General features: G+C 71.0%; 18 protein-coding genes. All 18 read left to right on the top strand.

Annotation, left to right across the window (positions count from 1 at the left end; translation table 11 throughout):
- Positions 1 to 82 precede the first annotated feature (82 nt).
- The gene (metK, locus tag BJ991_RS12020; RefSeq protein ID WP_179490297.1) at positions 83 to 1276 is read left to right on the top strand and encodes a methionine adenosyltransferase; all 1194 of its coding nucleotides are present in this window, start codon (positions 83 to 85) and stop codon (positions 1274 to 1276) included.
- 1 nt (position 1277) lies between these two features.
- On the top strand, positions 1278 to 3317 hold the full coding sequence (locus BJ991_RS12015) for a primosomal protein N' family DNA-binding protein (protein ID WP_179490295.1): 2040 nt from the start codon (positions 1278 to 1280) through the stop codon (positions 3315 to 3317).
- Positions 3318 to 3325: 8 nt separating this feature from the next.
- The gene (gene fmt / locus BJ991_RS12010; protein WP_179490293.1) at positions 3326 to 4249 is read left to right on the top strand and encodes a methionyl-tRNA formyltransferase; all 924 of its coding nucleotides are present in this window, start codon (positions 3326 to 3328) and stop codon (positions 4247 to 4249) included.
- A gap of 17 nt (positions 4250 to 4266) precedes the next feature.
- Positions 4267 to 5634, top strand: a complete 1368-nt coding sequence (locus tag BJ991_RS12005; RefSeq protein WP_179490291.1) for an RsmB/NOP family class I SAM-dependent RNA methyltransferase — start codon at positions 4267 to 4269, stop codon at positions 5632 to 5634.
- Positions 5635 to 5674: 40 nt separating this feature from the next.
- Positions 5675 to 6373, top strand: coding sequence for a ribulose-phosphate 3-epimerase (gene rpe, locus BJ991_RS12000; protein ID WP_179490289.1), 699 nt, complete (start codon positions 5675 to 5677; stop codon positions 6371 to 6373).
- A 78-nt stretch (positions 6374 to 6451) separates the two neighbouring features.
- A complete protein-coding gene (locus tag BJ991_RS11995; protein WP_179490287.1) occupies positions 6452 to 6715 on the top strand; it encodes a phosphoribosyl-ATP diphosphatase in 264 nt (87 codons plus the stop codon).
- Positions 6716 to 6759: 44 nt separating this feature from the next.
- Positions 6760 to 7602, top strand: coding sequence for an ATP phosphoribosyltransferase (hisG, locus tag BJ991_RS11990; protein WP_179490285.1), 843 nt, complete (start codon positions 6760 to 6762; stop codon positions 7600 to 7602).
- Between the two features lies 1 nt (position 7603).
- Positions 7604 to 8428 (top strand): imidazole glycerol phosphate synthase subunit HisF, encoded by an 825-nt coding sequence (hisF, locus tag BJ991_RS11985; protein WP_179490283.1) that lies wholly within the window; start codon positions 7604 to 7606, stop codon positions 8426 to 8428.
- Positions 8425 to 8799, top strand: a complete 375-nt coding sequence (gene hisI, locus BJ991_RS11980) for a phosphoribosyl-AMP cyclohydrolase (RefSeq protein WP_179490281.1) — start codon at positions 8425 to 8427, stop codon at positions 8797 to 8799. The genes hisF and hisI overlap by 4 nt, the downstream gene beginning before the upstream one ends.
- Positions 8796 to 9392: a Trp biosynthesis-associated membrane protein gene (locus BJ991_RS11975; RefSeq protein ID WP_179490279.1), complete on the top strand. Its 597-nt coding sequence runs from the start codon at positions 8796 to 8798 to the stop codon at positions 9390 to 9392. The genes hisI and BJ991_RS11975 overlap by 4 nt, the downstream gene beginning before the upstream one ends.
- 42 nt (positions 9393 to 9434) lie before the next feature.
- Positions 9435 to 9665, top strand: coding sequence for a DUF6704 family protein (locus BJ991_RS11970; protein WP_179490277.1), 231 nt, complete (start codon positions 9435 to 9437; stop codon positions 9663 to 9665).
- A gap of 1 nt (position 9666) precedes the next feature.
- Entirely contained in the window at positions 9667 to 10476 is an 810-nt protein-coding gene (gene trpC / locus BJ991_RS11965; RefSeq protein ID WP_179490276.1) for an indole-3-glycerol phosphate synthase TrpC, read from the top strand.
- On the top strand, positions 10473 to 11681 hold the full coding sequence (trpB, locus tag BJ991_RS11960) for a tryptophan synthase subunit beta (RefSeq protein WP_179490273.1): 1209 nt from the start codon (positions 10473 to 10475) through the stop codon (positions 11679 to 11681). The genes trpC and trpB overlap by 4 nt, the downstream gene beginning before the upstream one ends.
- Entirely contained in the window at positions 11678 to 12475 is a 798-nt protein-coding gene (gene trpA, locus BJ991_RS11955; protein WP_179490271.1) for a tryptophan synthase subunit alpha, read from the top strand. The genes trpB and trpA overlap by 4 nt, the downstream gene beginning before the upstream one ends.
- Before the next feature lie 54 nt (positions 12476 to 12529).
- Positions 12530 to 13504: a prolipoprotein diacylglyceryl transferase gene (lgt, locus tag BJ991_RS11950; RefSeq protein ID WP_179490269.1), complete on the top strand. Its 975-nt coding sequence runs from the start codon at positions 12530 to 12532 to the stop codon at positions 13502 to 13504.
- A gap of 69 nt (positions 13505 to 13573) precedes the next feature.
- A complete protein-coding gene (gltB, locus tag BJ991_RS11945; protein WP_179490267.1) occupies positions 13574 to 18178 on the top strand; it encodes a glutamate synthase large subunit in 4605 nt (1534 codons plus the stop codon).
- The gene (locus tag BJ991_RS11940; RefSeq protein WP_179490265.1) at positions 18171 to 19637 is read left to right on the top strand and encodes a glutamate synthase small subunit; all 1467 of its coding nucleotides are present in this window, start codon (positions 18171 to 18173) and stop codon (positions 19635 to 19637) included. Before gltB ends, BJ991_RS11940 begins: the two co-directional genes overlap by 8 nt.
- Before the next feature lie 50 nt (positions 19638 to 19687).
- The gene (pyk, locus tag BJ991_RS11935; protein WP_179490263.1) at positions 19688 to 21136 is read left to right on the top strand and encodes a pyruvate kinase; all 1449 of its coding nucleotides are present in this window, start codon (positions 19688 to 19690) and stop codon (positions 21134 to 21136) included.
- Positions 21137 to 21166 lie beyond the last annotated feature (30 nt).

Here is a 21166-nt window from a genome sequence, read left to right as displayed (position 1 = left end):
GACCCATCCTGTCGCACGCCGTCGGCATACTGGTGCCACCGCGTCTGCCGCACACCCGAACCGTCCCTCGAGCTGGAGCACCATGACCGACCTGCGTCTGTTCACGTCCGAGTCCGTCACCGAGGGGCACCCCGACAAGATCTGCGACCAGATCTCCGACAACATCCTCGACGCGATCCTCGCCGACGACCCCAACGGGCGTGTGGCGGTCGAGACGCTCGTGACGACCGGGCTCGTGCACGTCGCGGGCGAGGTGTCGACGTCGGCCTACGTCGAGATCCCCGCGATCGTGCGCCGCGTGGTCAACGAGATCGGCTACACGTCGAGCGACACCGGATTCGACGGCGACTCGTGCGGCGTGAGCGTGTCGATCGGCGCGCAGTCGTCCGACATCGCGGCCGGTGTCGACAAGGCGTTCGAGCGTCGCGAAGACGGGTCCGAAGACCCGCACGACCTCCAGGGCGCGGGCGACCAGGGCATCATGTTCGGCTACGCGACGACCGAGACCCCGCAGCTTATGCCGATGGCGGCATGGACCGCGCACCGCATGGCCGAGCGACTCGGCGAGGCGCGCCGCTCCGGCGCGCTCCCGTTCCTGCGACCCGACGGCAAGACGCAGGTGACTCTCGGCTACGAGGGCAGCACGCCGCGAACCGTCGAGTCCATCGTGCTCTCGACGCAGCACCACCCCGACATCTCGCAGAAGGCGCTGCGCGCCGCGGTCCGCGCCGAGGTCATCGACCCCGTGCTCGAGTCGACGGGCCTCGATCTGTCGGACGTGAAGTTCTACATCAACCCCGCCGGTCCCTTCGTCACCGGCGGTCCCAAGGGCGACGCGGGTCTGACCGGTCGCAAGATCATCATCGACACGTACGGCGGCGCGGCGCGGCACGGCGGCGGCGCGTTCAGCGGCAAGGACCCGTCCAAGGTCGACCGCTCCGGCGCGTACGCGATGCGCTGGGTCGCGAAGAACGCGGTCGCAGCGGGTCTCGCGGAGCGCCTCGAGGTGCAGGTCGCGTACGCGATCGGCAAGGCGAAGCCGGTGGGGCTCTACGTCGAGACGTTCGGCACGGGCGTCGTGTCCGACGAGGTCATCACGCGGGCGATCCTCGACGTCTTCGACCTCCGTCCCCGGGCGATCATCGAGCACCTCGACCTGCTGCGCCCGATCTACGCGCAGACGGCCGCGTACGGCCACTTCGGACGCGAGCTCCCCGATTTCACGTGGGAGCGCACCGACCGCGTCGACGATCTCCGGTCGGCCGCAGGACTCTGACATGCGGGCGCGCCGCGTCGCGCGGGTCCTGATCGACTCACCGCTTCCGCAGCTCGATCGCCTCTTCGACTACGCGATCCCCGACGCCCTCGCCGACGAAGCGCAGCTCGGTGTGCGCGTGCGCGTCCCGCTGCGGTCGGCGGGCCGGGTGGTCGACGGTTACCTCGTCGAGATCGGCGAGCCGGATGCCACGGACCGCCCCCTCTCCGAGCTGGACGCGCTCGTGTCGCCGGTCCCCGTGCTCACGCCTGGGCTGTACACGCTCGCGCGGCGCGCCGCCGACCGTGCGGCAGGTTCCGCGAGCGACGTCCTCCGCCTCGCGATCCCGCGGCGCATGGTGCGGGCCGAGAAGGCCTGGCTCGCGGGGCCGCCCGTCGAGCGGCCGCGGGTCGAGGCATCCGTCGTGTCCGAAGCCGACGCGACCCTCGCGACGTTCCCCAGCCTCATCGAAGCACTCGACGGCGGGGATCGTGTCGCGATCGACGCGCCGCCCGTCGCGCGTCGCCTGGCCACCGGTGCCGAGGTGGCGGCGTGGGCGGACCTTCTCGCGGCGGCCGCCGCGCACATGCTCGCCGCGGGGCGCAGCGCGGTCATCGCGGTGCCCGATTACCGCGACCTCGCGCAGCTCGAGGCGGCTCTCGCGGGGCGTGTGCCCGATGACGCGATCGTCCGCGACGACGCGCGGCAGCCGGCGCAGGCGCGCTACGCGCAGTACCTCCGCCTGCTCGCGCCTGAGCCGTGCGTCGTGATCGGAAACCGTTCGACGGTGTACGCGCCCGCGCACGATGTCGGACTCGTCGCGCTGTGGGACGACGGCGATCCGCTGCTCGCCGAGCCGCTGAGCCCGGGTGTGCACGCACGCGACGCGGCGCTCATCCGGCAGGAGCTCGACGGCTGCGCACTGCTGTTCGCGGGCCACACTCGCACGACCGACGTCGAGCGCCTCGTGCAGCTCGGCTGGGTGCGCGACGTTCCCGCCGCCCGGCGCGTGACACCTCGCGTCGTGCTCTCCCCGCCCCGCGAGGGGGAGGGGAGGGGAGTGCGTGTGCCTTCCGCGGCCTTCGCCGCGGCGCGGGAGGCGGTCCAGCACGGCCCCGTGCTCGTGCAGGTGGCCCGGCCGGGATACGCGCCCGTGCTCGTGTGCGCCGACTGCCGTGCGCCCGCCCGCTGCGCGCACTGCGGCGGCCCGTTGCACGCTTCCCGCCCGCGCGCGGTGCCGGAGTGCTCGTGGTGCGGCCGTGCGGCGTCGCCGTGGTCGTGCCCGAAGTGCTCGTCCGGGCGGTTCCGCATGGCGTCGTCGGGCAGCGAGCGCACCGCCGACGAGCTCGGCCGCGCGTTCCCGGGGGTGCGCGTCATCGTGGCGGACGGCGAGCACCCGGTCGCCACCGTCGAGGCGCGCCCGGCCCTCGTCGTCGCGACGCGGGGAGCCGAGCCGGTCGCCGAGGGCGGCTATCGCGCGATCGTGCTTCTCGACGGCGACCGGATGCTCCTCGCCGACGACCTCCGCATCGGCGAGCACTGCCTGCGGTGGTGGTCGAACGCCGCCGCGCTGGCCGCGCCCGGAGCCCCTGTGCATCTCGTCAGCGTCCAGGGGCCGGTCGCGCGGGCGTTCGCCACGTGGACCCAGCCCGCGTACGCGCGCAGCGAGCTCGCCGAGCGCGCCCCGCTGCGGATGCCTCCGACCGTGCGCGTCGCGTCGATCCGGGGCCAGTTGCAGGTCGTCGAGGAGGTCATCGGCCAGTTGCGCGACGCCGTCAAAGACCACGACCCGACCGCGGTGCTCGGCCCGGTGCCGGTCGAGGAGGAGCGCCGCCCCGGAGGAGCGCGACGCTCGGGGGGTGCGGGGGGCGCATCCGGTCTCGTGCGTGCTCTGTACCGCTTCGACTACGCACACGGACCCGTCATCGCTCAGACGCTGCGAGCCGCGGTCATCGCCGACGCGCTGCGGTCGGCGCGTTCGCCGAAGGGCCGACCGCGTGTTCCCGAAGCCGCCCGCAATACACTCAGAGTTCGGGTCGATGTGCCCGATCTCGACCTGTGAGGAACACCATGCGACTCGTGTTCGCCGGGACGCCGGATGCGGCGGTCCCGTCCCTGCGGCGCCTCGCGTCCTCGTCGCACGAGGTCGTGGGCGTCGTGACGCGCGCGGACGCGCCCGTCGGGCGCAAGCGAGTGCTGACGCCGTCTCCCGTCGCGGTCGCGGCCGAGGAGCTGGGCCTTGAGTCGATCAAGACCGACCGCCTCGATGCGGCGGCGACCGAGCGCGTCGCGGCGCTCGAGCCCGACCTCGGGGTCATCGTCGCGTACGGCGGTCTCGTGCGCGAGCCACTCCTGTCGGCGCCGCCCCACGGCTGGATCAACCTGCACTTCTCGCTGCTGCCGCGCTGGCGCGGCGCCGCTCCCGTGCAGCACGCCCTCATCGCGGGGGATGAGCGCACGGGCGCGGCGGTGTTCCAGCTGGTGCCCGAGCTCGACGCGGGCGACGTGTTCGGCGTGATCGAGCAGGAGGTGCCGGCGGATGCCACCGCCGGCGAGCTGCTCGGATCCCTCGCCGCCGACGGGGCCGAGCTGCTCGCACATGTCGTCGACGAGATCGCCGCGGGCACCGCGCGCGCCGTTCCTCAGGAGGGTGAGCCGTCGTACGCGCCGAAGCTCGCCGACGACGACGGCCGCATCCGGTGGGACGAACCGCGTGAGGCGGTGCTCGGCCGCATCCGCGGTGTCACGCCCGAGCCTGGTGCGCACACGACCGTCGAAGGAGCACGCCTGAAGGTCCTCGCCGCGCGAGGCGCGAGTGACGGGTCTCCTGCCCTGAATCCGGGCGAGATCGCCCTCCATGGCAAGGAGGTGCTCGTGGGGACGGGCACGCTCCCGATCGTGGTCGACCGCGTGCAGCCCGCCGGCCGCAACGCGATGGGCGCGGCGGACTGGTGGCGCGGAACGCGCGACGCGGTCAGCCGGGTGGGCACGTGAGGCGCAGGGAGCGGCCGATGAGCAGAGCACAGGCGTCCCGGCGTGTCGCGTTCGACACGATCCGCGCGGTGCACGAATCCGACGCGTACGCGAACCTCCTTCTTCCGCACTCGATCGCGCGCGCGGGACTCGACGAATCGGATGCCGCGCTGGCGACCGAGCTCACGTACGGCACGCTGCGCCGACAGGGCACGTACGACGCCGTGATCGAGATCGCGGCCGACCGGCCCCTGCACGACATCGACCCGGTCGCCCTCGACGCGCTCCGTCTCGGCGTGCACCAGCTGCTGTCAACGCGCGTCGCGTCGCATGCTGCCGTGAACGAGTCCGTCGAGCTCGTGCGGAACGCCGGACGCGGCATGACCGGGTTCGTAAACGCGGTGCTGCGCCGCGTGTCGCGCGATACGCCGGGGGACTGGCTCGAACGCATCGCCGAGGGCGCGCGGTCGGACGACGAGCGCATCGGCCTCGTGTACTCGCACCCGGTGTGGGTTGTTCGGGCGTTCCGCCGCGCTCTCGCGGCCGAGGGGCGCGCCGACGAGCTCGAGGCGCTGCTCACAGCCGACAACGCGTCGCCGCGCGTGACGATGACCGCGCTTCCGGGGCTGGCCGATCCGCCCGAGGGCGCCCGTGCGACACCCTTCTCGCCGGTCGGGTTCCGGCTCGGCGGCGGGGACCCCGACCGCATCGTGCGGTCGGCGGGCGGTCGCCTGCGCGTGCAGGACGAGGGCTCGCAGCTCGCGGCACTCGCGCTGACGCGGGTCTTCCCGGTGCAGGAGGGCGAGCGGTGGCTCGACCTGTGCGCGGGTCCGGGCGGCAAGACGGCCGTGCTCGCCGCCGAGGCCCTCGCCGGCGGTGCGCGCGTCGAGGCGAACGAGGTCTCGCCGTCGCGTGCGGGCCTCGTGCGCCAGGCGCTCGCGGGCGTCCCGCTCGAGGTGCCCGTGTCCGAAGAGGACGGGCGTGTGCGCGCGGCGTCCACGCCGGAGACGTACGATCGCATCCTCGTCGACGCGCCGTGCACGGGGCTGGGAGCGCTGCGGCGCCGCCCTGAGGCGCGCTGGCGCAAGTCGCCCGCCGACATCCCCGCGCTCACCGACCTGCAGCGCGAGCTGCTGATGTCGGCGGTGACGGCGCTCAAGCCCGGCGGCGTGGTCGCCTATGTCACGTGCTCGCCGCATCTCGCGGAGACGGCCGGTGTGGTCGCCGAGGTCAAGCGCGAGCTGGGCGCGTCGATCGAAGACCTCGACGCGCGCGAGGTCGTGACGGCGGTGTCGTCGTCCGACCCGGGTCTCGTGCCGCAGGCGGACGGCTCCGGCCGCGCGCAGCTGTGGCCGCACCGCCACAACACGGACGCGATGTCGATCTCGCTCCTGCGCAAGGTCTGACCGCGCGTGGGCGGGTGGTCGCGCTGGCCATAATGGACGGATGCACAGCCGCTCCCACGAAGACAGCGACGTCCGCATCAACCCGAGCATCCTCGCGGCCGACTTCGTGAACATGCAGGCCGAGCTCGCCCGCATCGCGGGGGCCGATTTCGTCCACGTCGACGTCATGGACAACCACTTCGTCCCGAATCTCACGTTCGGCCCGCAGATGGTCGAGCGCGTCCAGGCGACGAGTCCCGTGCCGCTCGACGTGCACCTCATGATCACCGACCCCGACCGGTGGGCTCCGGGTTACGCCGAGCTCGGCGCGGCATCCGTCACCTTCCATCTCGAGGCCGCGACCGAGCCCGTCGCGCTCGCTCGCCGCCTGCGCGCCATCGGCTCGCGCGCCGGCGTCGCCGTCAAGCCCGCGACCCCGGTCGAGGGGCTGTTCGATCTGCTCGACGACTTCGACCAGATCCTCGTGATGACGGTCGAACCCGGCTTCGGCGGGCAGTCGTTCATGCCCGAGACGATGCCCAAGCTGCATCGCCTCGCCGAGGAGGCGCGGCGCCGCGGATCGAGCGTCTGGCTGCAGGTCGACGGCGGCATCTCGGAGTCGACGATCGGGCAGGCCGCGCAAGCGGGCGCCGACACGTTCGTCGCGGGGTCGGCGGTGTTCGGCTCGGACGATCCGGATGCCGCGATCCGCGCCCTCCGCGAGTCGGCGCTGCGTCACCGGCACGACGTCGCCAGTTGATTCGCGAAGCCCCGTTCACCGGGGGAGTGGGGCGCCCGCGCGGGCCGAGACACAGCGGCGGTTCGCTAACCTTGACGGGTGAAGACGTTCGACGAGTTGTTCACCGAGCTGAGCCGCAAGGCCGCCGAGCGGCCCGAGGGCTCCGGCACGGTCGCGCAGCTCGACGCGGGCGTCCACGCCATCGGCAAGAAGATCGTCGAAGAGGCGGCCGAGGTCTGGATGGCCGCCGAGTACGAGTCGACCAATGCTGCGGCCGAAGAGATCTCGCAGCTGCTCTACCACCTGCAGGTGCTCATGCTCGCGAAGGGCCTCACGCTCGACGACGTCTACCGACATCTGTGAGCGAAGCCCCACCGACCGCCACGACTCACGAAAGCCCTGCACACATGTTGCGAATCGCCGTGCCGAACAAGGGATCGCTCGCCGACACCGCCGCCGAGATGCTGCAGGAGGCCGGCTACGTCGGCCGCCGCGACCCGAAGGACCTGCACGTCATCGATCCTCAGAACGAGGTCGAGTTCTTCTACCTGCGCCCGAAAGACATCGCGACGTACGTCGGCTCGGGCGCCCTCGACGTCGGGATCACGGGCCGAGACCTCCTCCTCGATGCGCGCATGCCCGGCGCGCGCGAGATCGAGGCGCTCGGCTTCGGGGACTCGACGTTCCGCTTCGCCGGGCCTCCCGGCCGCTTCTCGTCGGTCGAGGACCTCGAAGGTCACCGCGTGGCGACCGCATACCCGGGCCTGGTCGACGGCTTCCTCGACGAGCGCGGCATCGCCGTCGACCTCGTGCCGCTGGACGGTGCGGTCGAGTCCGCCGTGCGGCTGGGTGTGGCGGATGCCGTCGCCGACGTCGTCTCGACGGGCACGACACTGCGCCAGGCGGGCCTCGAGATCTTCGGCCCCGTGATCCTCGAGTCCGAGGCGGTGCTCATCGGCGCGCCGGTCGAGGCGGACGGCACGCAGACGCTCCTGCGACGCCTGCGCGGCGTCATGGTCGCGCGGCGCTACGTGCTCATCGACTACGACCTTCCCGTGTCGCTCGTCGACAAGGCGGTCGCGATCGCGCCCGGCATCGAGTCGCCGACGATCTCGCCGCTGCGCGACCCCGAGTGGGTCGCCGTGCGCGTCATGAGCCCGCGCAAGGGCGTCAACCGCGTGATGGACGAGCTGTACGCGATCGGCGCGCGGGCGATCCTCGTGACCGCGATCGATGCTGCGAGGTTGTGACATGAGCCTCGCATGCCGTGTCATCCCGTGCCTCGACGTGGCCGCGGGCCGCGTCGTGAAGGGCGTCAACTTCCTGAACCTGCGCGACATGGGAGACCCCGTCGAGCTTGCCGCCCTCTACTTCGAGCGGGGCGCCGACGAGCTGACGTTCCTCGACGTCACTGCCACGGTCGACGAGCGGGCGACGATGTACGAGGTCGTGCAGCGCACGGCCGAGCAGGTGTTCATCCCCCTCACGGTGGGCGGGGGAGTGCGCTCGGCCGATGACGTGGGCCGTCTCCTGTCGGTCGGCGCCGACAAGGTGGGCGTCAACTCGGCGGCGATCGCCCGTCACGAGCTCATCGACGAGATCGCCGACCGCTTCGGCGCGCAGGTGCTCGTGCTTTCGCTCGACGTGAAGCGGGCTTCGACCGGGGTCACCGATCGATACCCGTCCGGCTTCGTCGTGACGACCCACGGCGGGCGCACCGAGACCGACCTCGACGCGCTCGCGTGGGCGCGCGAGGCGATCGAGCGCGGAGTCGGTGAGCTGCTCGTCAACTCGATCGACGCCGACGGCACGCGCGAGGGCTTCGACCTCGAGCTCGTGGCGCTCATGCGCGAGATCTCGAGCGTGCCGGTCATCGCGTCGGGCGGGGCGGGAAGCGTCGAGCACTTCGCGCCCGCGGTGCGCGCCGGTGCCGATGCGGTGCTCGCCGCGAGCGTGTTCCACTCCGGGCAGCTCACGGTCGGGCAGGTCAAGGCCGCCATGGCGGCCGAGGGCATCGTGGTGCGCGACGGCGCGGCGATCGCGGATGCAGTCAGCGAGGGGAGCGGGCCCGCATGAGCCAGACCGTGGACGAACGCATCGCACGCGTCGCCTTCAACGCCGATGGCCTCGTGGCCGCCATCGTGCAGCAGTGGGACACGCTCGACGTCCTGATGCTGGGCTGGATGGATGCCGAGGCCCTGCGCCGGACGCTCACCGAGGGACGCGTGACTTTCTGGTCGCGGTCGCGCCAGGAGTACTGGCGCAAGGGCGACACGTCGGGCAACATCCAGCTCCTGCGCGGCGCGCGTCTCGACTGCGACGGCGACGCCGTGCTGCTCCAAGTCGAGCAGATCGGGCCAGCGTGCCACACCGGCACACGCACGTGCTTCGACTCCGACGACCTCGAGCCCGCGACCGGCGCCCCGGCTGGCGAAGAAGCCCGATGACCCGTCGCGCACGGCTGCTCGGCGTCCTCGCGGTGCTCGCCGCGGGGGCAGTCGGCGTGATCGCGGCGACGCAGACGTGGCTCGAGGTGACCCTCGCGGACGGGGCGTCCGACACCCTCCCCGTCGCCGGCGCCGACGCCGTCCCGCTGCTGACCCCGCTCAGCCTCGCGGCCCTGGCGATCGGAGCGGCCCTCACGATCGTCGGCACGGTGCTGCGATACGTCCTCGGCGCGTTGACCGTCCTCATCGGCGCCACTCTGGTGTACGTCGTCGGTCGCGTCGTGTTCGCGCAGCCCGTCGACGCCGTCGCGGGAGCGGTCACCGACGCGACCGGCATCACGGGCGACGCGGTCTCGTCGCTCGTCTCCGACATCGCCGCGACGCCCTGGCCGGTCGTCGCGCTGGTCGCCGCCGTCGTCCTGGCTTCGGCGGGCGTATTCGTCCTCGCGACGGCGCGGCGCTGGCGCGAGAGTGCGCGACGCTTCCGCACGGATGCCGCCACCGCCTCGCACATGTCGGGCGAGGCATCCGCCAGACCCGACGCGATCGACTCGTGGGACGAGCTCTCGCGCGGCGAGGACCCCACTGCGTGAGCGGCTAGACTGGCCCACGCCCGAGCAACACGGAGGAGACCCATGAGCAACCCCATCGGCGACCCTGGCCACGGACACTCGCCTGCCGCCTGGACGGCCGTCGTCATCATGCTCCTCGCGATCACGATCGGCACGGTCGCGTTCTTCCTCGACATGGCATGGCTCGTGTGGGCGAGCGTGGTGCTGCTCGTCGTCGGCCTCATCGTCGGCTGGGTGATGGCGAAGATGGGCTATGGCGTGAACGGTCCGAAGTACTCACCGAAAGCCCACTGACGTGCTCGCCGACCTGACGGCCGGCGCGGTGGAGGATGCCGAGGCTCGCGCCTCGCAGCGGCCGCTCGCCGTCGTCGAGGCGGCCGCTTCGGCGCAGGCTCCCGCGCGCGACGCCCTCGCCGCGCTGGCGCCGGCCGACCACGTCAAGATCATCGCCGAGGTCAAGCGCGCGAGCCCCTCGCGCGGCGACCTCGCCGCGATCCCCGATCCCGCCCTGCAGGCGACGCTGTACGAGCAGGGCGGCGCATCCGCGATCTCCGTCCTCACCGAGGGGCGCCGGTTCAAGGGCAGCCTGACCGACCTCGAGGCCGTCAAGGCCGCGGTGTCCCTGCCCGTTCTCCGCAAGGACTTCATCGCGACCGAGTATCAGGTGCTCGAGGCGCGCGCCGCAGGCGCCGACCTCGTTCTCCTGATCGTCGCGGCCCTTGAGCAGCCGGTGCTGGCGCGACTGCACGCTCTCATCCTCGATCTCGGCATGACACCGCTCGTCGAGACGCACTCGGCCGACGAGGTCGAACGCGCCAACGAGCTCGGTGCGCGCGTCGTCGGCGTCAACGCCCGTGACCTCACGACTTTCGAGCTTGACCGTGACCTCTTCGGCCGGCTCGCGGACCGCATCTCGCCCGACGCGGTGAAGATCGCCGAGTCCGCCGTCCTCGCGCCCGCCGACGTCGCGCACTATCGCGGGGCGGGTGCCGACGTCGTGCTCATCGGCGAGGCTCTCGTGACCGGCGACCCCGTCGCGACGCTCCGCTCGTTCCTGGCGGCCGGGGCATCCGTCTCATCGACTGACAGGAGGAGCGCGTCGTGAGCCTGCGCGCACAGACCGGACCGTTCTTCGGCGACTTCGGCGGACGCTACATGCCCGAGTCGCTCATCGCGGCGATCGACGAGCTGACCGTCGTCTACGAGGAGGCGATCGCGGACCCTGCCTTCCAGGCCGAGCTGCGGCGGCTGCTGCACTCGTATGCGGGGCGCCCGTCGCCCATCACCGAGGTGTCCCGCTTCGCCGAGTACGCGGGCGGCGCGCGCGTCTTCCTCAAGCGCGAGGACCTGAACCACACCGGGTCGCACAAGATCAACAACGTGATCGGCCAGGCGCTGCTCACGAAGCGGCTCGGCAAGACGCGCGTGATCGCCGAGACGGGCGCCGGGCAGCACGGTGTCGCGACGGCGACCGCCGCGGCGCTGTTCGGCTTCGACTGCACGATCTACATGGGCGAGGTCGACACGCAGCGCCAGGCGCTCAACGTCGCGCGGATGCGCCTCCTGGGCGCCGAGGTCGTGCCGGTCCGCACCGGATCGCGCACGCTCAAGGACGCCATCAACGAGGCGTACCGCGACTGGGTCGCGAGCGTCGAGACGACCAACTACATCTTCGGGACAGCGGCGGGGCCGCATCCGTTCCCCGCCATGGTGCGCGACTTCCAGAAGATCATCGGCGAAGAGGCCCGCGCCCAGCTCCTTGACGAGGTCGGACGCCTTCCCGACGCCGTGCTCGCGTGCGTCGGGGGAGGCTCCAACGCCATCGGCATGTTCGACGCGTTCCTCGACGACGAAGGCGTGCGGCTGTACGGCGTCGAGGCGGCCGGCGACGGCGTCGACACCGATCGGCACGCCGCCTCGATCGAGCGCGGGCGTCCGGGCGTGCTTCACGGGGCGCGCACGTTCGTGCTGCAGGACGAGGATGGCCAGACGATCGAGTCCCACTCGATCTCGGCCGGCCTCGACTACCCGGGTGTCGGGCCCGAGCACGCGTGGCTCGCCGCGATCGGCCGCGCCCAGTACATCCCTGCGACGGACGCCGAGGCCATGGACGCCCTGCGCCTGCTCTCCGAGACCGAGGGCATCATCCCGGCGATCGAGTCCGCGCACGCGCTGGCCGGAGCGATGCGGATCGGGCGGGAGCTGGGGCCCGACGCCCTGCTCGCGGTGTGCCTCTCGGGCCGAGGCGACAAGGACATGGACACCGCCGCACGCTGGTTCGGCCTGTACGACGAGGAGACCGCGCCGTGACCTCTCGCGTCGCCGCCGCCATCGACAGCGCCCGCGCCGCGGGCAGAGGAGCCTTCGTCGGGTACCTGCCCATCGGGTTCCCCGACCTCGCGACGAGCATCGAAGCCGCTGTCACGCTCGCCGAGAACGGCGCCGACATCCTCGAGCTCGGTCCGCCGTATTCCGATCCGGTCATGGACGGCCCCGTCATCCAGGAGGCCACGCAGGCGGCTCTCGCGGCGGGATTCCGCCTGCGCGACACCTTCACAGCCGTGCGCGACATCAGCCGGCGGATCGACATCCCCGTGCTCGTCATGTCGTATTGGAACCCGATCGTGCAGTACGGCGTGGACCGCTACGCCGACGATCTGGCCGCCGCTGGCGGAGCGGGCCTCATCACGCCCGACATCACGCCGGAAGCGGCGGGGGAGTGGATCGCGGCCTCGAAGCGCACCGGACTCGACCGCGTGTTCCTCGCTGCCCCCACGTCGACCGACGAACGCCTCGAGCTCATCGTCGAGAACTCGACGGGCTTCGTGTACACCGTGTCGACGATGGGCATCACCGGTGAACGAGAGCAGCTCGACGCGGCCGCACGCACGCTGGTGGCGCGTCTGCGCGAGCACGGCGCCCAGCACGCGTGCGTGGGCATCGGCATCTCGAACGCCGAACACGTCGCGGGCGTCCTCGAGTACGCCGACGGCGCCATCGTCGGCACGGCGCTCGTGCGGGCGCTGGGCGAGCGCGGGCTCGACGGCCTCGCGGAAACCGCGCGAGCACTCGCCGCGGGAACGGCCCTCGGCACCGCCAAGTAGACTCTCCACGCCGGCCCACCACCGGCGAGCCCCCTCAGCAAGGACGATCTCTCCATGATCCATGCCGCCGCGCAGACCGCGTTCGCCAGCATCCCGAGTCCTCCGGTCAGCTATTTCGACGTCGGTCCGCTCCGCATCCACTTCTACGCGCTGTGCATCATCCTCGGCATCATCGTCGCGGTGCTCCTGACCAACTGGCGCCTCACGAAGCGCGGGGCCGAGCCGTGGGTGGTCATCGACATCGCGCTGCTCGCGGTGCCGCTCGCGATCATCGTCGCGCGCATCTACCACGTCGTCACGCATTGGGACTTCTACTTCGGCGAGGGAAGGAACCCCCTGTCCGCCCTGTACATCTGGGAGGGCGGCATCGCGATCTACGGATCGCTCATCGGCGGCGCGATCGGCGCCTGGCTCGGGTGCCGCTGGACGGGCATCCGCTTCACGTCCTTCGCCGACGCCCTCGCGCCCGGCCTCCTGCTGGCGCAGGCGATCGGCCGCTTCGGCAATTGGTTCAACCACGAACTGTTCGGCCTGCCGACCGACCTGCCGTGGGGCCTCGAGATCGCCTCGGACAACCCCGCGTTCCCGCCCGGACTGGCCGAGGGCACGCTGTTCCACCCGACCTTCCTCTACGAGGTGATCTGGAACGGGCTCGGCGTGGTCGTGCTGCTGTGGGCCGGTCGCCGATTCCGCCTGCAGTGGGGGCGCCTGTTCGGCCTGTACCTCGTCTGGTACAGCGCGGGCCGCGTCGTGTGGGAGTCGATCCGCATCGATCCCAGCGAGATCATCCTCGGCCTGCGTACCAACGTGTGGGCCGCGATCATCGGCGTGCTGCTCGGCCTCGCCATCTTCTTCGTACAGAAGAGGCGGCACCCCGGGTTCGAGCCGTCGCCCTATGTGCCCGGTCGCGAGTGGACGCCCGAGGGCGCTGTACAATCGCAGGACACTCAGGAGTACGTCGACACCAGCGAACCCCCGGCAGACGGCGTTCCAGAGGGCACAGCCACAAGCGCACCCGCCAGCAAGTAGAGCTGCTCCGGCAGCAATTGGGCCGACGGCGTCCCACCTTTGACGATCAACTGTGAGGACGGTACGCGTATGGCTTCGAGCCCTCGTGTCGACGTGAGCCGCGGCGGCGAGCGCGCCCCGGCGGTGGGCGGCGCGCTCCCACCGAAGCAGGGCATGTACAACCCCGCCTTCGAGAAGGACGCGTGCGGCCTCGCGATGGTCGCGACGCTGCGCGGCGAGGCCGGGCACGACATCGTCGACCTCGCGCTGACGGCCCTGCGCAACCTCGAGCACCGCGGAGCGATCGGATCCGACGCGGGCACGGGTGACGGCGCGGGCATTCTGACGCAGATGCCGGATGCCTTCCTCCGCGCCGTCGTCGACTTCGAGCTTCCGCCCGTCGGGGAGTACGCCGCCGGCATGATCTTCGTGCCGCGCGACGAGGACGAGCGCAACGCGCAGAAGGAGAAGATCGAGCGGCTCGCCGCCTCCGAGGGTCTCACGGTGCTCGGCTGGCGCGAGGTGCCCACCGACGAGGCCCACCTCGGAAAGCTCGCGTACGAGGCACGTCCCGCTTTCGAGCAGCTCTTCCTCTCGCGCCCCGCAATCGGTGGCGCGCCGGCCATGTCGGGGATCGACCTGGATCGACTCACGTATCGCCTCCGCTCGCGCGCACGCACCGAGTCGGGGGCGTATTTCGTATCGCTCTCGTCTCGCACGCTCGGCTACAAGGGCATGGTCACGACGCTTCAGCTCGAGCCGTTCTATCCCGACCTGCAGGATGAGCGGTTCGCGTCCGAGCTCGCCGTCGTCCACTCCCGCTACTCGACGAACACCTTCCCGTCCTGGCCGCTCGCTCAGCCGCTGCGGATGCTCGCGCACAACGGCGAGATCAACACGGTCAACGGCAACCGGAACTGGATGCGGGCTCGGCAGTCGCAGCTCGAGTCGCAGCTCCTCGGCGATGTCCGCCCGCTGCTGCCGATCTGCACCCCCGGTGCGAGTGACTCCGCGTCGTTCGACGAGGTGCTCGAGCTGCTGACCCTCACGGGGCGCTCGCTGCCGCACGCGATGATGATGATGGTGCCCGAGGCCTACGAGAAGCAGGCCGACGTCAGCCCGGAGCTTCGCGCGTTCTACGAGTACCACTCGATGCAGATGGAGCCGTGGGACGGTCCGGCGGCGCTCATCTTCACGGACGGCACCCTCGTCGGCGCGACACTCGACCGCAACGGCCTGCGTCCCGGCCGCTGGACCGAGACGACGGACGGACTGGTCGTCATCGGCAGCGAGACCGGCGTGCTCGACTTCGAGCCCTCGCGCATCAAGCGCCGGGGGCGCCTGCGTCCCGGCCGCATGTTCCTCGTCGACACCGCGCAGCGGCGCGTCATCGAGGACGACGAGATCAAGCGCGAGCTGGCGACGATGCATCCGTGGCAGGAATGGCTCGACAAGGGCAGCGTGCGACTCGCCGACCTGCCGGATCGCGAGCACATCGTGCACCCGATCGCGTCGATCACCCGCCGTCAGCGCACCTTCGGCTACACCGAGGAAGAGGTGCGCATCCTGCTGACGCCCATGGGGCAGACGGGCGCGGAGCCGCTCGGCGCGATGGGCAGCGACACGCCGGTCGCGGTGCTGAGCGATCGCCCGCGCCTGCTGTTCGACTACTTCACGCAGCAGTTCGCGCAGGTGACGAACCCGCCGCTCGACTCGATCCGCGAAGAGGTGGTGACGTCGCTCGGCTCGGGGCTTGGCCCTGAGCGCAACCTCCTGTCGTGGGGACCCGACCACGCGCGCCAGGTCGTCCTCGACTTCCCGGTCATCGACAACGACGAGCTCGCCAAGATCCAGCACATCGACACGGCGCTCCCGGGCCGCACGTCGGTCACGATCCGGGGCCTGTACCGCGTCGAGGCAGGCGCGAAGGGCATGAAGAGGCGCCTCGAGCAGATGTGCACGGAGGTCGACCAGGCGATCGAGGACGGCGCGGAGCTCATCGTCCTGAGCGACCGCGACTCGAACAAGGACCTCGCACCGATCCCGTCGCTGCTCATGCTGTCGGCGGTGCATCACCACCTCATCCGCAAAGAGACGCGCATGAAGGTGGGCCTCGTGGTCGAGGCCGGCGACGTGCGCGAGGTGCACCACGTCGCGACGCTGATCGGGTACGGGGCATCCGCCGTCAACCCGTATCTCGCGATGGAGACCGTCGAGTACCTCGTGCGCTCGGGCTTCATCACGGGAATCACGCCCGAGAAGGCCGTGCGCAACCTCATCTACGCGCTCGGCAAGGGCGTGCTGAAGATCATGTCGAAGATGGGCATCTCGACCGTGTCGTCCTACGCGGGCGCACAGGTCTTTGAAGCCGTCGGCCTCTCGCAGGAGCTCATCGACACGTTCTTCACCGGGACCGAGTCGAAGCTCGGCGGCATCGACCTGGACGTCATCGCGGCCGAGAACGCGGCCCGGCACGCGTACGCGTACCCGGAAGACGCCGCGGTGCGCGCGCACGAGCGGCTGTGGACCGGCGGCGAGTACCAGTGGCGTCGCGACGGATCGCCGCACCTGTTCAACCCCGACACGGTCTTCCGCCTGCAGCACTCGACGCGCACGCGCCGGTACGACATCTTCCGCGAGTACACGAAGCTCGTCGACGACCAGGCACAGGAGGTCAAGACCCTGCGCGGCCTGTTCCGGCTGCGAACCGACGGCCGCACGCCCGTGCCGATCGACGAGGTCGAGCCCGTGGAGTCGATCGTCAAGCGGTTCTCGACCGGTGCGATGAGTTACGGCTCGATCTCGAAGGAGGCGCATGAGACGCTCGCCATCGCGATGAATCGCATCGGCGGCCGGTCGAACACGGGCGAGGGCGGCGAAGACGTCGAGCGGCTCCTGGACCCGGCTCGCCGGAGCGCGATCAAGCAGGTGGCCTCCGGGCGCTTCGGCGTCACGAGCCTGTACCTCACCGAAGCCGACGACATCCAGATCAAACTCGCGCAGGGCGCGAAGCCCGGTGAGGGCGGGCAGCTGCCTCCCGCCAAGGTGTATCCGTGGATCGCGCGCACGCGCGGTGGCACCGCGGGCGTCGGCCTCATCTCGCCGCCCCCGCACCACGACATCTATTCGATCGAAGACCTCAAGCAGCTCATCTTCGACCTGAAGCGCGCCAATCCCGGCGCCCGCGTGCACGTGAAGCTCGTGAGCCAGTCGGGCATCGGCGCCGTCGCCGCAGGCACCGCGAAGGCGCTCGCCGACGTGATCCTCATCTCCGGACACGACGGCGGAACGGGCGCGAGCCCGCTCAACTCGCTCAAGCACGCCGGCACGCCGTGGGAGCTCGGTCTCGCCGAGACGCAGCAGACGCTCATGCTCAACGGCATGCGCGACCGCGTCGTCGTCCAGGTCGACGGACAGCTCAAGACCGGTCGCGACGTCATCATCGGCGCGCTCCTGGGCGCCGAGGAGTTCGGGTTCGCGACGGCCCCGCTCGTCGTGTCGGGCTGCGTCATGATGCGCGTATGCCACCTCGACACGTGCCCGGTCGGCGTCGCGACGCAGAATCCGGTTCTGCGGTCGCGGTTCACCGGCAAACCCGAGTTCGTCGTCAACTTCATGGAGTTCATCGCGCAGGAGGTGCGGGAGTACCTCGCGCAGCTGGGCTTCCGTTCGCTAGACGAGGCGGTCGGCCACAGCGAGCTCCTCGACGTCGACGGCGCGATCGAGCACTGGAAGGCGAGCGGCCTCGACCTCTCGCCGGTGCTCGAAGGGCCGCTGTTCGGCCCCGACGAGCCGCGCCGCAACGCGCGCCCGCAGGAGCACGAGCTCGACAAGCACTTCGACGTGCAGATCATCGAGCGGGCGCGCGACGTCATCGCGCAGGGCGGGCACATCGAGGTCTCGCTCCCGATCCGCAACACGGAGCGCGCAGTCGGCACGCTCCTCGGTCATCACGTGACGCGGGCGCGCGGCGAGAACGGCCTTCCGTCGGGCTCGATCGTGGTGAACCTGACGGGGTCCGCGGGGCAGTCGTTCGGTGCGTTCATGCCGGCCGGCATCACGCTGCGCCTCGAAGGCGACTCGAACGACTACGTCGGAAAGGGCCTGTCGGGCGGTCAGATCGTGATCCGACCGCCGCGAGGTGCCACTTTCGACGCGTCGAAGAACGTGATCGCAGGCAACGTCATCGGCTACGGCGCGACGCAGGGCACGATGTTCCTCCGCGGAGTGGTGGGGGAGCGGTTCCTCGTGCGCAACTCGGGTGCGACCGCCGTCGTCGAGGGCGTCGGCGACCACGCGCTCGAGTACATGACGGGCGGGCTCGCCGTGATCCTCGGCCCGACCGGCCGCAACCTCGGGGCCGGCATGTCCGGCGGCACGGCCTACGTGTACCGGCTCGACGAACGGCTCGTGAACCGCGAGGCGATCGCCGCCGGCGAGCTCTCACTCGGCGAGCTCGGCTCGGGCGACGCGGCGATCCTGCGCGACCTGCTCGAGCAGCACGTCGCCGAGACGGATTCGACCCTGGCACGGGAACTCCTCGACGACTTCGACGAGGAGCTCGCGAACTTCGTGCTCGTGACTCCGCGCGACTACGCGGCCGTGCTGCAGACCCGCCAGGAGGCGGTCGCCGAGGGGCTGGACCCCGACGGCGACGTCGTCTGGAGCCGCATCCTGGAGGTGACGGGTGGCTGACCCGAAGGGCTTTCTCAAGGTCACCGAACGCGAGCTGCCGCCGCGGCGGCCCGTTCCGGTGCGCATCCTCGACTGGAAAGAGGTCTACGAGCCGGGCGACTCGGCGGTGCTCCGCCGTCAGGCGGGCCGCTGCATGGACTGCGGCATCCCGTTCTGCCACAAGGGCTGCCCACTCGGGAACCTGATCCCCGAGTGGAACGACCTCACGTGGCGGGGAGAGGGCCGCGCGGCGAGCGAGCGCCTGCATGCGACCAACAACTTCCCCGAGTTCACGGGGCGGCTGTGCCCCGCGCCGTGCGAGGCCTCGTGCGTGCTCGGCATCAACCAGCCCGCCGTCACGATCAAGCAGGTCGAGGTGTCGATCGCCGACGAGGCGTTCTCGAGCGGATGGATCGAGCCCGAGCCGCCCGGGCGGCTCACCGGCAAGACGGTCGCCGTGGTCGGCTCCGGCCCCGCGGGGCTCGCCGCCGCGCAGCAGCTCACGCGCGCCGGGCACACGGTCGCGGTGTTCGAGCGCGACGACCGCATCGGAGGTCTCCTGCGCTACGGCATCCCGGACTTCAAGATGGAGAAGCGCCACATCGAGGCGCGCCTGCGCCAGATGCGCGACGAGGGCACGCGGTTCCGCGCCGGCGTCGAGATCGGCAAGGACATCTCGTGGAAGGACCTCCGCGCGCGCTACGACGCCGTCGTGATCGCGACGGGCGCGACCGTGCCGCGCGATCTGCCGATCCCGGGCCGGGACTACGCGGGCGTCCACTACGCGATGGAGTACCTCATCGAGTCGAACCGCGCGATCGCGGGCGACTCCGTCCCGAACCAGATCACGGCCGAGGGCAAGCACGTCGTCGTGATCGGCGGCGGCGACACGGGCGCGGACTGCATCGGCACGGCGCACCGCCAGGGCGCGCTGAGCGTGACGAACCTCGCGATCGGACGTCGTCCTCCGGGTGAGCGCCCCGAGCACCAGCCGTGGCCCATGACGCCGACGATCTTCGAGGTGCAGTCCGCGCACGAGGAAGGCGGTCAGCGCGAGTACCTCGCGTCGACGGTCGAGTTCCTCGCGAACGGCGCGGGCGAGGTGCGGGCGCTGCGCGTCGCCGAGACCGAGTTCGTCGACGGCCGCCGCGTGCCCAAGGCCGGCACCGAGCGCGATATCCCCGCCGACCTCGTGCTCATCGCCATGGGCTTCACCGGCCCGGAGCGCACGGCGCTCGAGGACCAGCTCGGCACGGCGTTCACCGACCGCGGCAACGTCGAGCGAGACGACGTCTTCCAGACCTCGACGCCCGGCGTCTTCGTCGCGGGCGACGCCGGCCGCGGCCAGTCGCTCATCGTGTGGGCGATCGCGGAGGGGCGCGCGGCCGCCGCGCGCGTCGACGAACACCTCATGGGCGTCACGGCGCTTCCGGCGCCGGTGCGCCCGCGCGATGTCGCCATCGGACTGCAGCCCGCGTAGGCTTGCTGCGTCTGTTCAGACCTTGAATACAACCCGGAGCTAACACACGGATGAGACGCGCCAAGATCGTCGCAACCCTGGGCCCGGCGACTTCGACGTACGAGATGGTTCGCGCCATCATCGACGCCGGAGTCGACGTGGCTCGCATGAACCTCAGTCACGGGGATTACACCGTGCACGAGAACAACTTCGCCAATGTGCGCAAGGCGGCCGAGGACGCGCAGCGGCCCGTCGCGGTGCTCGTCGACCTGCAGGGGCCGAAGATCCGGCTCGGCAAGTTCGCCGACGGCCCGCACGAGCTCGCCGAGGGCGACATCTTCAAGATCACGATCGAAGACGTCCCCGGCACCAAGGAGCTCGTCTCCACGACGTTCAAGGGCCTTCCTGCCGATGTGCGGCCGGGCGACTTCCTGCTGATCGACGACGGCAAGGTACGCGTCAAGGTGCTCGAGACGGACGGCACGGTCGTCACGACCGAGGTCGTGGTCGGCGGGACCGTCTCGAACAACAAGGGCATCAACCTGCCCGGCGTGGCCGTGAACGTGCCGGCGCTGTCCGAGAAGGACGAGGCCGACCTGCGCTGGGCGCTCCAGATCGGCGCGGACCTCATCGCCCTGTCGTTCGTGCGCGACGCGAAGGACGTGCAGCGCGTGCACGTCATCATGGCCGAGGAGGGGCGCCGCATCCCGGTCATCGCGAAGATCGAGAAGCCCCAGGCCGTCGACAACCTCGAGGAGATCATCGACGCGTTCGACGGAATCATGGTGGCGCGCGGCGATCTGGCCGTCGAGCTGCCGCTCGAGGCGGTGCCGATCGTGCAGAAGCGCGCGGTCGAGCTGTGTCGCCGCATGGCCAAGCCCGTCATCGTGGCGACGCAGATGCTCGAGTCGATGACGCACTCGCCCGTGCCGACGCGGGCCGAGGCATCCGATGTCGCCAACGCCGTCCTCGACGGCGCAGACGCGGTCATGCTGTCGGGTGAGACGAGCGTCGGCGAGTATCCGGTCGTGACCGTCGAGACGATGGGCCGCATCATCGAGTCGACCGAGGAGCACGGCCTCGAGCGCATCCTGCCGCTCAACACGAAGCCCCGCACGCAGGGCGGCGCCATCACGCTCGCCGCGATGGAGGTCGCCGAGTTCGTCGAGGCGGAGTTCGTATGCATCTTCACGGAGTCCGGTGACACCGCTCGCCGCATGTCGCGCCTGCGTCCGCGCATCCCGATGATGGCGTTCACGCCCGAGCCGGCGATCCGCCGTCGCATGGCGCTGACGTGGGGCATCGAGTCGGCGCTCGTCGAGCACGTGCCGCACACCGACCGCATGTTCATCCAGGTCGACGATTACTTCCTCGGCAACGACCTCGCGAAGGTGGGTGACAAGGTCGTCGTGATCTCGGGGTCGCCCCCCGGCATCATCGGCACGACCAACGACATCCGCGTCCACAAGATCGGCGACGCCGTGCACGGCGCAGCGCCGATCTACAAGTCCCGCGAGTAGGGCGTTCTACAGCCCTCTCCCGGACAGTGG

Source organism: Microbacterium immunditiarum (assembly GCF_013409785.1).
GTDB classification, from domain to species: Bacteria; Actinomycetota; Actinomycetes; order Actinomycetales; family Microbacteriaceae; genus Microbacterium; species Microbacterium immunditiarum.
The sequence above is the reverse complement of the archived record's forward strand: the minus strand, read 5'-3'. Positions and strand labels throughout refer to the sequence as shown.

Excerpts from the sequence above, each read along its gene's own strand:
- metK (WP_179490297.1), top strand. The coding sequence starts at position 83 with ATGACCGACCTGCGTCTGTTCACGTCCGAGTCCGTCACCGAGGGGCAC.
- BJ991_RS12015 (WP_179490295.1), top strand. The coding sequence starts at position 1,278 with ATGCGGGCGCGCCGCGTCGCGCGGGTCCTGATCGACTCACCGCTTCCG.
- fmt (WP_179490293.1), top strand. The coding sequence starts at position 3,326 with ATGCGACTCGTGTTCGCCGGGACGCCGGATGCGGCGGTCCCGTCCCTG.
- BJ991_RS12005 (WP_179490291.1), top strand. The coding sequence starts at position 4,267 with ATGAGCAGAGCACAGGCGTCCCGGCGTGTCGCGTTCGACACGATCCGC.
- rpe (WP_179490289.1), top strand. The coding sequence starts at position 5,675 with ATGCACAGCCGCTCCCACGAAGACAGCGACGTCCGCATCAACCCGAGC.
- hisG (WP_179490285.1), top strand. The coding sequence starts at position 6,760 with ATGTTGCGAATCGCCGTGCCGAACAAGGGATCGCTCGCCGACACCGCC.
- hisF (WP_179490283.1), top strand. The coding sequence starts at position 7,604 with ATGAGCCTCGCATGCCGTGTCATCCCGTGCCTCGACGTGGCCGCGGGC.
- hisI (WP_179490281.1), top strand. The coding sequence starts at position 8,425 with ATGAGCCAGACCGTGGACGAACGCATCGCACGCGTCGCCTTCAACGCC.
- BJ991_RS11975 (WP_179490279.1), top strand. The coding sequence starts at position 8,796 with ATGACCCGTCGCGCACGGCTGCTCGGCGTCCTCGCGGTGCTCGCCGCG.
- BJ991_RS11970 (WP_179490277.1), top strand. The coding sequence starts at position 9,435 with ATGAGCAACCCCATCGGCGACCCTGGCCACGGACACTCGCCTGCCGCC.
- lgt (WP_179490269.1), top strand. The coding sequence starts at position 12,530 with ATGATCCATGCCGCCGCGCAGACCGCGTTCGCCAGCATCCCGAGTCCT.
- gltB (WP_179490267.1), top strand. The coding sequence starts at position 13,574 with ATGGCTTCGAGCCCTCGTGTCGACGTGAGCCGCGGCGGCGAGCGCGCC.
- pyk (WP_179490263.1), top strand. The coding sequence starts at position 19,688 with ATGAGACGCGCCAAGATCGTCGCAACCCTGGGCCCGGCGACTTCGACG.